The organism is Rhodococcus indonesiensis, from assembly GCF_047782815.1.
Taxonomy (GTDB): domain Bacteria; phylum Actinomycetota; class Actinomycetes; order Mycobacteriales; family Mycobacteriaceae; genus Rhodococcus; species Rhodococcus indonesiensis.
Map to the genome: position 1 here is coordinate 3,460,778 of NZ_CP180630.1, position 15,552 is coordinate 3,476,329.

The window sequence follows — 15,552 nt, forward strand, 5'->3', positions numbered from 1 at the left end:
ACGATGTGCGCGGGGCCCCGTTCCGGTCACGGCAGGATCAGCCACCCGTGGACTGGTACGCCTCCACGGCGGCCTGCACCCGTTCCAGCGCTCGGCCGTACGCCGCGAAATCGCCGGTGCTCTGGGCCGCGCTGAGCTCGGCGAGTGCCGCGTCGAGTTCGGCGACTGCCGCCGTCCGATCCGCCGGCGCCGGCGCGGGCGCCGGGTTCGGTGCCGGAGCGGGAGCCGGTGCCGCCGCCTGACCGTCCTGCGGTGTCCCCTGTGCCCCGTCGGCCGGTGCCGGGGGCGTCGACTCGCCACCCGGTGCGGTGGCCGCACTACCGACGCCGCCACCGAAGACCTGGTCCAGCGCCGCGGCAAGGGTGGGGGCATAGCCGATCCGTACGCCACCGGCGGGCCCGGGCTCGCGATAGCTGACGATCACCCGGGACAGCTGCGGGAAGGTGGAGGTGTTTCCCGTCGCCGAGTTGCGTTCCGTGTACATCGGCTGCACGTACAGGATGCCGCCCTGGGCGATGGGCAGCGTCAGCAGATTGCCGTACTGGATCCGGTTGGACCGCTCGAGCAAGGTGCGTTCCGACGCGACGCGCGTGTCGGAGATCATCGCGTTCTGCGTCTGTGCGGGACCGAACGTCTGGGTGTCGGTCGGTAGTTGGAGGATCGTGAACTTGCCGTAGTTGTCCGGATCCGAGTTCACCGAGATGTACGCGGACAGGAACTGCCGGTTGAAGCCCACCATCGCGGAGGTGAGCCGGAACGACGGGCGGGCCGTCTCCTCGTCACCGATCAGCACGTAGTAGGGCGGCTGATTCGCCGTCGTCTCCACCGTCGGGTCACTCGGCACCGACCAGAACGCGTTGTTGGTGAAGAACTCGCGCGGATCGTCGACGTGGTACTTCGCGAGCATCTCGCGCTGCACCTTGAACAGGTCCTCCGGGTACCGGAAATGCGAACGGAGCTCGTCGGAGATCTGATCCTGCGGGGTCACCGCATCGGGGAAGACACCCATCCACGCCTTCAGGACCGGGTCCTGGTCGTCGACCTGGTAGAGGGTCACGGTGCCGTCGTACGCATCGACTGTCGCCTTCACCGAGTTCCGGATGTAGGAGACCTCCTTGCGGGGCAGCAGCCGGCCGGTGTTCTGGTCGACGCTGTCCTCGACGAGACCTTCCAGGGAACTGCGCTGCGCGTACGGGTAGTTGTCGAGCGTGGTGTAGGCGTCGACGATCCACACGATGCGGCCGTCGACGGCCGCGGGATAGGCGTCGCCGTCGGCGGTGAGCCACGGTGCGACCTTCGTCACCCGGTCCCGCGGATCGCGGTTGAACAGCAGCTTCGACTCGCTGCCGATCGCGCTCGAGAAGAGGATGTTGCGTTCGGCGTACTTGGAGGCGAACGCGAGGCGGTTGAACCAGTTGCCGATCGACACGCCGCCCGAGCCGGTGTAGGTGTACTGCGCGGTGTCGGTGTCGTATTCGCGCGGGGCCTCGCCCTCGGCGGCACCGACGATCGCGTAGTCGGGCTCCTCCTGCGCGATGACCTCACCGAAGTAGATCCGCGGCTGTTCGACCGGGATCACCTGGTCTCCGGACTCGAGCGACGCGATGTCGCTGACCATGTACACCGGGTAGCCGCTGTTGCTGTTGGCGGCCTCCTCGGCGGACTCGCTGGCAGCGGCGTTCACCCGGTTGGCGGGGGCGGCGACCAGGCCGTTTCCGTGGGTGTACACCGTGTGCCTGTTGATCCAGTCGGTCTGGTTACCCGTCAGGCTCGACGGCGACAGTTCACGGGCGGCGACGATGTAGTCCTCGCGCTGCCCGTCGATCTCGTACCGGTCGATGTCCAGCGACGGCGGGAACCCGTAGAAGTTCTTCAGCTGCTGCTGCTGGGTGAAGGTGCGCGGCAGCACGTTGGGGTCGAGCAGACGAGTGTTGGCAATCGTGGTCACGTCCGCCGGCACATTGCGCGGTGACGTGCTCCCCACACCGGGATAGTCCTGGTACTCCACGGTCTCGTCCGTGATGCCGTAGGCCTGACGCGTCGCCGCGATGTTGCGCTCGATGTACTCGGCCTCCTTGACGGCGGCGTTCGGCCGGACGGAGAACTGCTCGACCACCAGCGGCCACACCGCTCCGACGAGGATCGACGAGAGCACCAGCAGCGCGGTCGCCATCGCCGGGATACGCAGGTCGCGCAGCACGATCGCTGCGAAGAACGCCGCCGCGCAGATGACGGCGATCGCCATCAGGATCAGCTTTGCGGGCAGCACGGCGTTGATGTCGGTGAATCCCGCACCGGTGAACGTGGGCTCCTTGCGCCCGCTCCACAGCAGTGCGTACCGGTCGAGCCAGTACGCGACCGCCTTGAGCGCGACGAAGATGCCGGCCAGCACGGCCAGCTGGATGCGGGCGGCGCGGGTGAGACTGCCGCCGCGGCCGGCGAGCCGGATACCGCCGAAGATGTAGTGGGTGACCAGAGCGGCGAAGAGCGCCAGGATGACGGCCACGAACATCCAGTTCAGCAGGAACCGGTAGAAGGGCAGGTCGAAGGCGTAGAAGCCGACGTCCAGTCCGAACTGCGGGTCCGTGGTGCCGAACGAGCCGCCGTTGAAGAACATCTGCACGGTCACCCAGCTCGCCTGCGCGATCAGGCCGGACAGCAGACCGAGCACGATCGGGATGCCGAGGCCGAACGTGCGCAGCCGGGACATCACCGTGGTGCGATACCGCGAGATGGGGTCGTTGGGCCCGGAGGCGGGCACGAACACGGGGCGCGATCGGTACGCCAGCAGCATGGCGAGCCACACCACGGCGCCCACGAACAGACCCACGACGACGAACAAGACGATCCGGGTCAGCAGCACCTTCACGTACACGTCACGGAAGTCGACCTCGCCGAACCACAGCCAGTTGGTGTAGGCGTCCACCAGTCGGGGACCGACCAGCAGCAGCACCGCGGCCACCACGGCCAGGCTCAGCAGAATCTTGCTGCGTTTCGACAGCGAAGGTACTCCGGTGGGGGGCCTCATGCCCACGTGCCACACTCCCAATTCTCCGGCGACGCGGACGCGCCGCAGCTGTTCACCTCGACTGTCACCCACGGCACTCGTGGTGACCGTTTCGCCCCACTCTACGGAATGAGGCCGCCACCACGCCGCGGCGGCGACGAGACCGGGCGACGGTGCAAGGATATGCCCGTGAGCGACAGTCATCCCGTCCCGTCCGAAGACGCCCTGCGCCGGTGCGTCGGTGAGATCGTCGACTTTGTCGACGCCGGTGGCTGGGGACAGCCACCACAGATGTTCGCGCTGGTGCCGACGGCCCTGCTGGCGGCGTCGGAACCGACGCTGCTCGACCAGCTCGACGCTGGCCACGAGTACACCCCGGTGGAGCAGGACGCCTTCCCGGAGGACGTCGAGGGCGGCAGTCCCGCCCTCGACGAGTTCCTCGCCACCACCAGCTGGCCCGAGTCCGTCGCCGGCTGTGCCCTGGTGCAGGAGATCGTGGTGCTGCCGCCGAGCGCGGAGTCGGATCTCGACGACGCGCTGGTCCCGTTGCTGGCGGATCCGCACGCCGCCGACGAGGCCGCCCGCGTCGCGGCGCACGGCCATCCGGAACGGCGCGATGCGCGACTGATCGCGGCGGTGTTGCGGGACGGTCCGTCGCTGTCGCTCCTGCAGTTGCGGCCCACCGACGATGACGACCCGTTCGCCGGGATCGAACTGCGGACCTACGACAACCTCGCGCCCAACGTGGTAGCCGCGCTGTACGCGACCCTCGAACCGGGCGACGACTAGCGCCCGTCCCGCGTCTACTCGCAGCTCGGCGCGTCGCCCCCGTCGGCGAGCGAGCCGAGCGCACCGATCGCACCCTCGAGGGTCTCGACCTCGACCAGCCGCATCCCGTCGGGAGCAGCGCTGCGCGCCTCCGCGCAGTTGTCGGCGGGCACGAGGAACACCGTGGCGCCGTCCTCCGACGCCGCGACGAGCTTGTGGGTGATGCCGCCGATCGGGCCGACGGCCCCGTCGGAATCGATGGTGCCGGTCCCCGCGACGACGGCGCCGCCGCTGAGTTCGCCGGGACTGAGCTTGTCGACCACCGCGAGGCTGAAGATCAGCCCCGCCGACGGCCCGCCGACATCGGCGAGGTTGAACGTCACGTCGAACGGCACGTCCGGCACCTCCTCAGGGCTGATGCCGAGGAAACCCTCCTCCGGATCGTCGGGGCGGGCGCCCACGGTCACCGTGACGGTCTGCTCGACACCGTCCCGCACGATCCCGACGTCGACCGGCGTACCGGGGGCGACGGCGGCGACGGCGCGCTGCACGCTGCCGGCGGTGGTCACCGGCTCCCCGTCGACGGTGACGAGCCGGTCGTCCTCGCGCAGCACCCCGGCGGAGGGACCGGACTCGCCGACCCGGGCGACACGCAGGACGACGGGCAGGTCGAGATGGTGCAGGGCGGCGAGTTCCGCGCTGCGTTCGGACTGCTCGAACTGGGCGGCGTCCGCCTCCTTGACCTGTTCCCGGGTGGCGGTGGGCGGGTAGATCTGCTCGCGCGGGGCGATTCCGTACCGGCTGCCGAGCCACGCCGTGAGGGCCTGCGCCACGGTCAGCCGGTCGCTGACACCGACCGTCGTCATCACAAGCTCGCCGGTGGTCGGGTCGGTGTCGGTGCCCTCGATGGCGACGACCGCCTTGCCGTCGATCTCGCCGAGGGTGTCGAACGTCGGGCCGGGACCGAGCGCCACGTAGGGCACCTTCACATTCAGCGCCACCGTCACCAGCAGCAGCGCGGGGAACAGCACCGCCAGGATCGTCACGAGCCGTCGATTCACCCGGCCAGGGTATCCGGAGCGGCGGTGTTCGCGGTCAGCGTGATCGCGGGGGCCACCGCTGCGCGGTGGGCCTTGTACCGTTGACGGCATGAGCGACACGCCTTTCGGATTCTCGAATCCCGACGACGACCCGGACCGCAGGAAGGATTCCGGTTCCGGCGCCGAGGGATCCGGTGCCGAGGGTGCCGGCGCGGCAGGCGGCGGGTCCCAGGGCGGCACCCCCGGCGGGTTTCCCTTCGGGTTCGGTGTGCCCGGCGCAGGCGGTGCCCCGTTCGGGGCGGGTGGCGACAACCCGTTCGGAGCGCAGGGCTTCGACCCGGCAGCGCTCGGTCAGATGCTGACGCAGTTCGGTCAGATGCTCAGTGGCATGGGCAGCGCAATGGGGTCCGGCGGTTCGGGACCCGTCAACTACGAGGTGGCCGCCAAGCTCGCCCGCCAGCAGATCGGCTCCGTCACGCCGGTCTCGTCCGGGTCGGCGGACGCCGTCCGGGACGCCGCGCACCTGGCAGAGCTGTGGCTCGACGGCGCGACCACGTTACCCGCCGGCGCGACCCGCACCGTCGCCTGGACGCCCGTGGACTGGCTCGACAACACGCTCGAGACGTGGAAACGGCTGTGCGATCCCGTGGCCGAGCAGGTCAACGGCATGTGGGTCCAGGGTCTGCCGGAAGAGGCCCGGACGATGGCCGGGCCGATGCTCGGGATGTTCTCCCAGATGGGAGGCCTGGCGTTCGGATCCCAGCTCGGACAGGCGCTCGGACAGCTGGCCAAAGAGGTCCTGACCTCGACCGACATCGGTCTTCCCCTCGGTCCTGCGGGCACCGCGGCGTTGATGCCCGCCGCGATCGATGCCTTCGGTGAGGGGCTCGAGCAGCCGGCACAGGAAGTTCTCGTCTTCCTCGCCGCGCGAGAGGCGGCACACCAGCGGCTCTACAGCCATGTGCCGTGGCTGCGATCGCGCCTGCTCTCCACCGTCGAGGACTACGCGCGCGGCATCCGGATGGACTTCTCCGCGATCGAGGACCTCGCCCAGGGCATCGACCCCACAGCGCTGACGGACCCGTCGAAGATCGAGGAACTGCTCAAGGGCGCGGCGTTCGAGCCGCAGACCACCCCTGAGCAGAAGCAGGCCCTCGAGCGCCTCGAGACGTTGCTCGCTCTCGTCGAGGGCTGGGTCGAGACCGTGGTCGCCGATGCCCTCGGCGACCGACTGCCCGGGGTGGCCGCGTTGAGCGAGACCCTGCGCCGCCGCCGCGCGAGCGGTGGCCCCGCCGAGCAGACCTTCGCCACACTCGTCGGTCTCGAGCTGCGGCCGCGGAAACTGCGCGAGGCCGCCGCCCTGTGGCGCCGCCTCACCGCCGATGCCGGGACGGAGGCACGGGACAAGGTGTGGGCCCATCCGGACCTGCTGCCGGACTCGTCGGACCTGGACAACCCGGCCGCCTTCCTCGATCGGATCATCGGCGGCGAAACGACCACGTTCGACGATCCGATCGCGCAGCTGCGCGAGACCGAGGCACGCGAACGCGCCGAGCGGGAGAAGGGCGACTCCGGCGAGTCCGCCGATCCCGACGAATCCGCCTGAGCACGCTTCGGCGCAGGTAGATCCCGGTTCTTCCCTGTGGACAACCGGCCTCGAGCACCCCGGGGCGCGGTCCGGGTTGCCGCAGACTGGCGGGCATGACCACGGCCACGCACCAGCCCGGACCTGCGCTCGATCCTGCCCTCGAAGTGCTCCGCCGCCCGGACGGCTCGGTCCAGCTCGGGTGGGGTCCCGACACCGCCGCAGTCCTCTCGCCCGGCAAAGACCTCGACGCATTCGGTCTGTCGACGGTGCTGAATCTGCTCGACGGTCGTTCGTCGCGTGCGGAGATTCTGGTCCGCGCCGCGCGGGCCGGGCTCGCGGACGATGCCGTCACCGTCCTGCTCGACGAATTGACCACCGTCGGCGCGGTCCGGGATCCGGGCGGGACCGTACCGGTGGCTCCTCGGGTGCGGGTGCACGGGCGCGGCCCCCTGGCGGATACGCTGGTCGCCCACCTGACGGTCTCAGGCACCCGGCTGAGCAGGTCCGCCGCCTATACCGGCGACAGTGACGTGGCCCGATGGGACGTGCGGTGCGTGCTCCTCGCCGACGCACTGGTCCCCGACCCACGGCTCGTCCGGGAGCTGATGCGGCACCGCGTGCCGCACCTGCCCGTGCTGCTGCGCGACGGCCGTGGCATCGTCGGGCCGTTCGTCGTCCCGGGTCGCACGAGCTGTCTGCGATGCGCAGATCTCACCCGCACCGACCTCGACCCGCACTGGCCGCAGCTCGCGGCTCAACTGTGCGACCGCGTCGGCTGTGCGGAGCCCTCGGCGGTGCTGGCGACCGCGGCTCTCGCCCTCGGCGAGCTCGACGCGATTCTCACGACCGCGGCGCCCGCGACACTGGACCGCACCCTCGAGGTGGACCTGCGCAGTCATCGGCTCGCGTCGCGGCGCTGGTACCGGCACCCGGAGTGCGGGTGCGCAGCCCCGCCCGCGTGAAGCGGGGTCGCCCCCGGCGCCCCGCGCCGGGAGGACGGCGTCAGGCATGATGGGGGGCGTGGCCGAAATCCCCCGTAGAAGCAGTTCCCGCACCGCCAAGCTCGCCAGCATCCCCCTCGGGATCGCCGGTCGTGCCGCGGTGGGGTTCGGCCGGCGTCTGGCCGGCGGGGACCGCGAGGAGATCGATGCGGAGCTCGCGGCGAAGGCGGCCGAGCAGCTGTTCACGGTGCTCGGAGAGCTCAAGGGCGGAGCCATGAAGGTCGGCCAGGCACTGAGCGTGATGGAAGCCGCGGTACCGGAGGAGTTCGCCGAACCGTACCGGGAGGCGCTGACGAAGTTGCAGTCGGCCGCTCCGCCGCTGCCTGCCAAGACGGTCCACCGTGTCCTCGATCAGCAGCTCGGCGCCGGCTGGCGGGAACGCTTCGCCTCGTTCGACGACGTTCCCACCGCCTCGGCGAGCATCGGACAGGTCCACCGGGCGACGTGGGCGGACGGCCGCGAGGTCGCGGTGAAGGTCCAGTACCCGGGTGCCGACGAGGCACTGCGCGCCGATCTGCGCACCCTGTCGCGGTTCGCGGGTCTGTTCGCGACGGTGATGCCGGGCACGGACGTGCGGGCGGTGCTCGACGAGCTGACCGCCCGCACCGAGGAGGAGCTCGACTACCGGATCGAGGCCGACAATCAGCGGGCCTTCGCCAAAGTGTTCAGCGACGATCCTCGGTTCGTCGTGCCGCGGGTGGTCGCCAGTTCCCCGAAGGTCTTCGTCACCGAATGGCTGACGGCGACACCGCTTTCCACGATCATCGCGGAGGGTACCCGCGAGCAGCGCAACCGGGCCGGCGCGCTGCTGGCCGAATTCCACTTCGCCTCCCCGGCGCAGGTGGGACTGCTGCACTGCGACCCCCATCCGGGCAATTTCATGCTGCTCGACGACGGCCGGCTCGGCGTCATCGACTTCGGTGCCACGGCCGCGATGCCGAACGGGTTGCCACCGGTGCTGGGCCGGATGGTGCGGCTGGCCCTCGAAGAACGCTTCGACGAGCTGACCACTCTGCTCTACGAGAACCGGTTCGTCCTGCCGGGCAGGGAGGTCACCGAGCAGGAGATCGCGGACTACCTGCGCCCGTTCACCGACCCGATCCACACGGAGTCCTTCCACTTCACCCGGGCCTGGCTGCAGAAGGCGGCGGGCACCGCCACCGACTTCTCCGGATCCAACTTCCGGACCGCGCGGGCATTGAACCTGCCGCCGGAGTACGCGAACATCGTCCGCGTACTCCTCGGCTCGGTCGGCATCTGCGCCCAGCTGGATGCGCACGCCCCCTACATGCGGATCCTGTCGGAGTGGCTGCCGGGATTCACCGACTCGGTGGACTGACGTCCCGGCAACCCGGTCAGGCGCACACGAGTTCCTTGCGGGGACGCCCCCGCGGGCGCTTGCGGGCGACGACGACGCCCCGTTCGAAGATCTCGCCGCCCCACACACCCCACGGCTCGGCTCGGTCGAGTGCCGCGGCGAGGCAGTGGGCTCGGATCGGGCACCGGCCGCACAGCGTCTTGGCCCGCTCCAACTCGGCCGGTGATTCGGCGAACCACAGATCCGGGTCGTCGCCGCGGCAGGGCAACTCGCGCACGCGCGTCGTTCGGTCGACGTCGAGCGTTGCGGTTTGCACGATGGATGTCTCCTTTGTCTGGTTCGGATGCGAGGGGCGAACCGGGCAGAAGACGAAGAAGGCCACGGTCCGCTGGGCGGTGTCCGTGGCCGGAAGGCGAATCGAAGATTACCGGGGCTGACCTCGGTGGCTTCGGGACACGGACGAAAGGGCGGCTGCGCGCACGCGGGCGACGCGCGGAATGCACGCACCGGCGGCGACGGGGGCGCCGGCGACGGGGGCGGCGACCACCACTGCAGCTGCATCCAAGCCGAGCATCGGGGCCACCTCCTGACGTCGTCCGCGCACGGGCCTTTCCCGTGACATCGACCTCCAGCCTAGAAACTCGGCCGTCGATCGCACAACCCATTTTCTACCTGCGGTTTTGCCGCATCCGTGGAACCGCTACAAATCGAGGGTGTCGGCCGCGCGTTCCCCACGCACGACAGCGAGCACGTCCGCTCCGAACTGCTCGAGTTTCTTCGCCCCGATACCGGGGATGGCGACGAGGGCGCGGTCGTCGCCCGGCCGCTGCTCGGCGATCGCGATGAGCGTGTTGTCGCTGAACACCACGTACGCGGGGACCTTCATCTCCTTGGACCGCTCCCGGCGCCAGTCCTTCAAGGCCACCAGCAGCGATTCGTCCAGGTTCGACGGGCAACCCTCGCAGCGTCCGAGCATGGTCGCGGACGATCCCATGAGGGGCTTGCCGCACACGCGGCACTGCGGCCGCTTCCGCTTCGGCGACGCGGGAGCCGCAATCCGGGAGGCCGGCGAATCGTCGGGGATCAGACCGTGCAGGAACCGTGATCGCCGCCGCGACCGGCGACCGCCCTCGGTGCGCGAGAGCGCCCACGACAGGTGCAGGTGCACGCGGGCGCGGGTCACCCCGACGTACAGCAGTCGGCGCTCCTCCTCGATCCCGGCCTCGTCGGGCGGTGTGGAGCTGTCACCGACGACGTGCACGATGGGCAGTGTCCCGTCGGTGAGCCCGACGAGGAAGACTGCGTCCCATTCCAGGCCTTTGGCCGCGTGCAGCGACGCAAGTGTGACGCCCTGCACCGTCGGTGGGTGCCGCGCCTCCGCCCGCGCCGCGAGGTCGCGCAGCAGGCCGTCGAGATCGAGGTCGGGCTCGTGCCCGAGGAGTTCCTCGGTGAGCTGCACGAGCGCCCGCAGCGATTCCCAGCGTTCACGCGCCTGCGCACCGGCAGGTTCGGTGTCGCTCAGCCCGAGCGGGGCGAGCACCGCCCGCACCAGCGTGACCAGGGCGGCACCGCGATCGGCGCCCTCGGGCAGGTCGTCTCGGGCCTGCGCCTGACGCAGCGCCCCGACCGCCTGCCGAACCTCTGCCCGGGTGAAGAAGCCCTCGCCGCCGCGGACCTGGTACGGGATACCGGCTTCGGTGAACGCCTGCTCGTAGGCCTCGGACTGAGCGTTGATGCGGTAGAGCACGGCGATCTCGGCGGCCGGTACCCCCGAACCCAGCAGTTCGGCGATCGCCTTGGCGACGGCCCGCGCCTCGGCGGGTTCGTCGTCGTACTCGGCGAACGCCGGCTCCGGTCCGGGCGGGCGCTGGCCGACGAGCTGGAGCCGGGTCCCGGCGATGCGCCCGCGCGCCGCGCCGATGACCCGGTTGGCAAGGGACACGACCTGCGGGGTGGAACGGTAGTCACGTTCGAGCCGGACCACGGTCGCGTCCGGGAACCGGCGGGAGAAGTCGAGAAGGTACTGCGGGGTGGCACCGGTGAACGAGTAGATCGTCTGGTTAGCGTCACCGACGACGGTGAGGTCGTCGCGGTCGCCGAGCCACGCGTCGAGCACTCGCTGCTGCAGGGGCGTGACGTCCTGGTACTCGTCGACGACGAAACAGCGGTAGCGGTCGCGGAACTCCTCGGCGACGGCGGTGTGCTCCTCGAGCGCGGCGGCCGTGTGCAGCAGCAGGTCGTCGAAATCGAGGTAGATGCCGTCGTCGCGCACCTTGAGCGACTCGTAGCCGGCGTAGACGGCGGCGACCCGCCCAGCGTCGGCGGGAGGTTCCCGCCGGGCGCGGGCCACCACGGCCGGATAGTCCTCCGGCGCGACGAGCGATCCTTTGGCCCACTCGATCTCCGAGAGCAGGTCGCGCACGGTGTCGGTGTCGGTGGCGAACCCGGCCCGGTGCGCGGCCTGGGAGACGACCGCGAACTTGCGGTCGAGCAGCTGCCACGGCGTGTCGCCGACCACCTGCGGCCAGAAGTAGCGCAGCTGCCGCAGAGCGGCGGCGTGGAAGGTGCGCGCCTGCACCTGCGGGCCCGTGCCGCCCACGCCGAGTTCGCGCAGACGACCGCGCATCTCTCCGGCGGCGCGCGCGGTGAACGTGACTGCGAGGACCTGGCCGGCCGCGACGTGCCCGTGGGACACCAGGTGCGCGATGCGGCGGGTGATCGTCCGGGTCTTCCCGGTACCTGCGCCTGCGAGGACACACACCGGGCCCCGCGGCGCGAGGACCGCCGCGGCCTGCTGGGGATCGAGCCCCTCCACCGATGTCTCTGCGCGCATGGGCTCCATCATGGCAGGACGTGGTGACAGGCATCCGGCCCACATCGCCTGTGGCGGAGAACACATTTCGCCGGGGGACGGAACAGCGCGCAGACGGTGGTTGTTGTGCGCACCGTGACTACGACCGACGCTCCTGCCCTGACGCTCTACACCACCGACTGGTGCGGCTACTGCCGTCGCCTCAAGCTCCAGCTCGACGAGCACGGCATCGGATACGCCGAGATCGACATCGAAGCCGACCCGGCGGCCGCCGAGTTCGTCGGCAGCGTCAACAACGGAAACCACGTCGTTCCCACCGTCCAGTACGCCGACGGCAGCACCGCGACCAATCCCCCGCTGTCCGCGGTCAAGCAGGCGCTCGGTCTCTAGCCGACGGCACCGCATCCGCCGGGAGCACCGAGGAGCTCAGGTGGTGTATCCCGGCGGGGCCGGCACGGCGTGTTCGGCTGCCCGGCTGACCTTCTCCCATGCCGCCCAGTCCCGGATGCGGTCCTGCGCGAGTCCGACCGCGGCGTCGTAGACGACGCTGCCGAGGATCAACCGTCTCGGCGGGGCGTCGCTGTCCACGGCTGCCCGGACCGCGGCCGCGGCGAGCGCCGGCTCGCTGTCGACGCCGCCGGCGGCCGACGTCGCTGCCATCTCGGCGCGCAGCGCCGCATAGTCGTCGAGCGGAGCAGTGGCGGGCATGTCCTTGTACAGGTCCGTCCAGTATCCGCCGGGTTCGACGATCGTCACGGCGACCCCGAAGTGTGCGGCCTCGGCAGCGACCGCCTCGCTCAGTCCTTCCAGTGCGAACTTGCTCGCGCTGTACAACCCGGTGGTGGGAAATGCCGCGATCCCCGCAATACTGGAGATCTGCAGCAGCCGGCCCCGGCGCCGGCGTAGCGCCGGCAACACCGCCTGCGTGACCCACAGCGCTCCGAAGAAGTTGGTCTCCATCTGAGCGCGTGCCTGCTCCTCGGTGAACTCCTCGACGAAGCCCGTCCACATCGTCCCGGCGTTGTTGACGACGACATCGAGGCGCCCGAAGTGGTCGACAACCCGATCGACCGCCGCGAACACCGCCGACCGGTCGGTCACGTCGACGTCGACGGTGAGCACCCGCTCGTCGTCCCGGAACTCGGGCACGGCGGTTGCGGTGCGAGCAAGGGCGGCCACCCGGTCTCCTGCGGTGAGCGCCTCCCGGGTGAACGCTCGGCCAAGCCCTCGGCTTGCCCCCGTGACCAGCCATATCCGCTGCTCGACCATGCCGGCGCCTCCTCAAATCTAGACGAGACGGATCGTCTCGTCATGTGAATATGCGACCCTCGTTCCCCCTAGTCAAGACGGTCCGTCTCGTCTCGTTATGGCTATGCTGTGTTCCATGCCGCCGAGAAGCACCCGCCGCAGCGACGCCGCCCGGACAGCGATCCTGACCGCCGCGGTGGAGTTGGTCGGTGAAGTGGGCTACAGCAAGTCGAGCATCGAGGCGATCGCTACCCGAGCCGGCGTCGGGAAACAGACCATCTACCGGTGGTGGTCGTCGAAAGGATCGGTGCTGCTCGACGCCTACCTCAACGCAAACGTGGGCGGCGAACCGGAGGACCCGCAGGGCCTACCGAACACGGGCGATCTCGTCGCCGACATGAGGGCGGTGCTGCGCGCCACCGTCGACGAACTGAACGATCCCCGGTTCGAACGGCCGTTGCGCGCGCTGACCGTCGCCGTACTCGAGGACGAGTCCCTGGCCGCCGAATACTCCCGTCGTCTCGACGAGCCGACGCGGCAGATGAAGAAGGAGCGGCTGCGCGCGGCGCAGCGACAGGGTCAGATGTCCCCCGATGTGGATCTCGACGCCGTCGTCGACACCCTCTTCGCCCCCGTCGCCCAGCGCTGGCTGCTGCGCTCCGGTCCGCTGACCTACGAATACACCGACCACCTCGTCGAGACCGTGCTCACCGGTCTGCCGAGGCCGGGGTCCTGACCGGTTCAGGTCCCCCGGACCCAACCCTCCAGCATGCCCCGGGCGATCGAGATCGATCCCGGCAGCAACAACGGGGCGTCGGCCGGGGAGGCCCAGTCGCCGAGCGCGAGCGCGGCCCCCACCTCGTCGCGGGTGAACCAGCGGGCCTCGGCGATCTCCCCGTCGAGGAAGGCCAGCGGATGCTCCGGATCGGCGACGGCGGAGAACCCGATCATCACCGACCGCGGGAACGGCCACGGCTGGCTGCCGAGGTATCGCACGTCTCGCACCTCGACGCCGACCTCCTCGCGGATCTCCCGCACGACGCAGGACTCGAGCGACTCCCCCGCCTCGACGAACCCGGCGAGCACGGAGAACCGCCGCTCCGGCCACACCGGCTGTCGCGCCAGCAGGACCCGGTCCACGCCGTCGTGCACGAGACAGATGATTGCCGGGTCGGTACGCGGGAACTCCTCGTGACCGGTGCTGGTGCTGATCCTCGACCAGCCGGACAGGGTCGGCTCGGTCGGCGCTCCGTCCAGTGAACTGAAGCCCGCGCTGTCGTGCCAGTTGAGCAGGGCCACCGCGGTCACCATCAGACCCGCGTCGGCGTCGTCGAGCCGCTCCCCGACCCGGCGCAGATCGGCGACCGTTCCGGTCTGCGCGAGCACCCGGACCGCCCACACGTGCCGGTCGCCGCGCACACCGAGGAACACCGCGCCGGGAACCGGCTCGGGTCCCAGCTCCACCGCCGCGGCGAACACCAAGGCGCCGCCGTCCACCGGCACCTGCCCGCGACGATCGACCCGAAGCAGTTGGGCCCGGGACCAACCGTCGTGCAGGGCCGCGGCGTCGCCCCGCAGCTCCTCGGCGCGGTCGACGACCGCACGGGAGAGCAAGGGGGTATCGGACAGCTGGAAACGGCTCACGACTGCACCCTAGCGGCGGCGCGGGCTCAGCCCGACACCCGCCGGATGTAGAGCAGCTTGTCGTCCGCCTCCACGGCGTCGACCTCGGGGGACCCCACGCGCAGCAGGCGGCCGTCGCGCACGACGCCGAGCACGATGTCGGACAGGTGGCGGGGCGAGCCGCCCACTTCGTTCGGTTCGACGTCGCGTTCGGCGATCGCGAATCCCGCCTCCGGGGTGAGCAGATCCTCGATCATCTCCACAACGCTCGGCGTCGTGGTGGCGATGCCGAGCAACCGGCCCGCAGTCTCCGACGAGATGACCACCGAGTCCGCGCCCGATTGACGCAGCAGATGCGTGTTCTCCGATTCGCGGATGGCCGCGACGATCTTCGCCCTCGGAGCGATCTCGCGCGCGCTGAGCGTGACGAGCACCGCGGTGTCGTCCCGGTTGGCGGCGACGATGATCGCTGCCGCATGCTGAACCCCGGCCAGGCGCAGCACATCCGACTTCGTCGCCGAACCCTGCACGGTCACCAGGCCTTGTCCCGCGGCGGTTTCGAGTACCACCGGATCCGTGTCGACGACGACGATCTCCGACGGCGGAACCCCGTCGCCCAACATCGCATCCACGGCGGTGCGGCCCTTGGTGCCGTATCCGACGACGACGGTGTGATTACGCACGCGGCGCCTCCAACGCTGAATCTTGAACGCCTGACGGGAACTCTCGGTCAGTGCCGAGAGCGTCGTACCGACCAGGACGATGAGGAAGAAAATCCGTAGCGGCGTGATGACCAGAACGTTGATCAGTCTCGCCTCGGGAGTGATCGGGGTGATGTCACCGTACCCGGTGGTCGACAGCGAGACGGTTGCATAGTAGATGCAGTCCAGCAGCGACAGCGCATCACCCTGGGCGTCGCGATAGCCGTCCCGGTCCAGATAGACCACCAGCACGGCGAACGCCAGTGCTGCCACCGCATATCCGACGCGGCGGGTGATGGCCCGGCTCGGACTCGTCTGCAACTGCGGCACCCGCAGGATGCCCACCAGTGCGAAGTCCGGGCGTTCGGTGAGCACGTCGGAACGGCTGAAGCGGCCCCGTAACCTACCCGGCATGGCGGCGCTCCCGCGGTGTTCTCGGCTCCGTC

At 70.1% G+C, this 15,552-nt stretch carries 13 protein-coding genes; 6 read left to right on the forward strand and 7 right to left on the reverse strand.

Going from position 1 to position 15,552, the window contains the following annotated elements; translation table 11 throughout:
- Window positions 1-37: 37 nt before the first annotated feature.
- On the reverse strand, window positions 38-3,034 hold the full coding sequence (locus tag ACM26Y_RS15990; RefSeq protein WP_416061352.1) for a UPF0182 family protein: 2,997 nt from the start codon (window positions 3,032-3,034) through the stop codon (window positions 38-40).
- 156 nt (window positions 3,035-3,190) lie between these two features.
- On the opposite strand from ACM26Y_RS15990, the gene ACM26Y_RS15995 reads away from it, so the two are divergent.
- Window positions 3,191-3,796, forward strand: coding sequence for a PPA1309 family protein (locus ACM26Y_RS15995; RefSeq protein WP_416061353.1), 606 nt, complete (start codon window positions 3,191-3,193; stop codon window positions 3,794-3,796).
- Between the two features lie 14 nt (window positions 3,797-3,810).
- Here ACM26Y_RS15995 and ACM26Y_RS16000 read toward each other — a convergent pair whose 3' ends face one another.
- The gene (locus ACM26Y_RS16000) at window positions 3,811-4,836 is read right to left on the reverse strand and encodes a PDZ domain-containing protein (protein ID WP_040782872.1); all 1,026 of its coding nucleotides are present in this window, start codon (window positions 4,834-4,836) and stop codon (window positions 3,811-3,813) included.
- 88 nt (window positions 4,837-4,924) lie between these two features.
- Here ACM26Y_RS16000 and ACM26Y_RS16005 point away from each other — a divergent pair, with 88 nt between their 5' ends.
- From ACM26Y_RS16005 to ACM26Y_RS16015, 3 genes are all read left to right on the forward strand, one after another.
- A complete protein-coding gene (locus ACM26Y_RS16005; RefSeq protein ID WP_289377637.1) occupies window positions 4,925-6,421 on the forward strand; it encodes a zinc-dependent metalloprotease in 1,497 nt (498 codons plus the stop codon).
- Between the two features lie 95 nt (window positions 6,422-6,516).
- On the forward strand, window positions 6,517-7,365 hold the full coding sequence (locus tag ACM26Y_RS16010) for a TOMM precursor leader peptide-binding protein (RefSeq protein WP_416061354.1): 849 nt from the start codon (window positions 6,517-6,519) through the stop codon (window positions 7,363-7,365).
- A 46-nt stretch (window positions 7,366-7,411) separates the two neighbouring features.
- On the forward strand, window positions 7,412-8,743 hold the full coding sequence (locus ACM26Y_RS16015) for an ABC1 kinase family protein (protein WP_416061355.1): 1,332 nt from the start codon (window positions 7,412-7,414) through the stop codon (window positions 8,741-8,743).
- Between the two features lie 16 nt (window positions 8,744-8,759).
- Here ACM26Y_RS16015 and ACM26Y_RS16020 read toward each other — a convergent pair whose 3' ends face one another.
- Window positions 8,760-9,038 (reverse strand): WhiB family transcriptional regulator, encoded by a 279-nt coding sequence (locus tag ACM26Y_RS16020; protein ID WP_003937333.1) that lies wholly within the window; start codon window positions 9,036-9,038, stop codon window positions 8,760-8,762.
- Window positions 9,039-9,422: 384 nt separating this feature from the next.
- On the reverse strand, window positions 9,423-11,555 hold the full coding sequence (locus ACM26Y_RS16025) for an ATP-dependent DNA helicase UvrD2 (RefSeq protein WP_416061356.1): 2,133 nt from the start codon (window positions 11,553-11,555) through the stop codon (window positions 9,423-9,425).
- Between the two features lie 114 nt (window positions 11,556-11,669).
- Here ACM26Y_RS16025 and ACM26Y_RS16030 point away from each other — a divergent pair, with 114 nt between their 5' ends.
- On the forward strand, window positions 11,670-11,924 hold the full coding sequence (locus ACM26Y_RS16030) for a mycoredoxin (RefSeq protein ID WP_040782890.1): 255 nt from the start codon (window positions 11,670-11,672) through the stop codon (window positions 11,922-11,924).
- A 36-nt stretch (window positions 11,925-11,960) separates the two neighbouring features.
- On the opposite strand, the gene ACM26Y_RS16035 is transcribed toward ACM26Y_RS16030, so the two are convergent.
- Complete coding sequence (locus ACM26Y_RS16035; RefSeq protein WP_371383626.1) at window positions 11,961-12,803, reverse strand: SDR family NAD(P)-dependent oxidoreductase; 843 nt, start codon at window positions 12,801-12,803, stop codon at window positions 11,961-11,963.
- Between the two features lie 103 nt (window positions 12,804-12,906).
- Between ACM26Y_RS16035 and ACM26Y_RS16040 the strand changes: the two genes are divergently transcribed.
- Complete coding sequence (locus tag ACM26Y_RS16040) at window positions 12,907-13,518, forward strand: TetR/AcrR family transcriptional regulator (protein ID WP_416063691.1); 612 nt, start codon at window positions 12,907-12,909, stop codon at window positions 13,516-13,518.
- Window positions 13,519-13,523: 5 nt separating this feature from the next.
- Here ACM26Y_RS16040 and nudC read toward each other — a convergent pair whose 3' ends face one another.
- On the reverse strand, window positions 13,524-14,426 hold the full coding sequence (nudC, locus tag ACM26Y_RS16045) for an NAD(+) diphosphatase (RefSeq protein WP_416061357.1): 903 nt from the start codon (window positions 14,424-14,426) through the stop codon (window positions 13,524-13,526).
- Between the two features lie 26 nt (window positions 14,427-14,452).
- Complete coding sequence (locus ACM26Y_RS16050; RefSeq protein ID WP_040782879.1) at window positions 14,453-15,520, reverse strand: potassium channel family protein; 1,068 nt, start codon at window positions 15,518-15,520, stop codon at window positions 14,453-14,455.
- Between the last annotated feature and the right edge of the window lie 32 nt (window positions 15,521-15,552).

Coding starts and splice junctions, on each gene's coding strand:
- ACM26Y_RS15995 (WP_416061353.1), top strand. CDS start 3,191: ATGCCCGTGAGCGACAGTCATCCCGTCCCGTCCGAAGACGCCCTGCGC.
- ACM26Y_RS16005 (WP_289377637.1), top strand. CDS start 4,925: ATGAGCGACACGCCTTTCGGATTCTCGAATCCCGACGACGACCCGGAC.
- ACM26Y_RS16010 (WP_416061354.1), top strand. CDS start 6,517: ATGACCACGGCCACGCACCAGCCCGGACCTGCGCTCGATCCTGCCCTC.
- ACM26Y_RS16015 (WP_416061355.1), top strand. CDS start 7,412: ATGATGGGGGGCGTGGCCGAAATCCCCCGTAGAAGCAGTTCCCGCACC.
- ACM26Y_RS16025 (WP_416061356.1), bottom strand. CDS start 11,555: ATGCGCGCAGAGACATCGGTGGAGGGGCTCGATCCCCAGCAGGCCGCG.
- ACM26Y_RS16035 (WP_371383626.1), bottom strand. CDS start 12,803: ATGGTCGAGCAGCGGATATGGCTGGTCACGGGGGCAAGCCGAGGGCTT.
- ACM26Y_RS16040 (WP_416063691.1), top strand. CDS start 12,907: ATGCTGTGTTCCATGCCGCCGAGAAGCACCCGCCGCAGCGACGCCGCC.
- ACM26Y_RS16050 (WP_040782879.1), bottom strand. CDS start 15,520: ATGCCGGGTAGGTTACGGGGCCGCTTCAGCCGTTCCGACGTGCTCACC.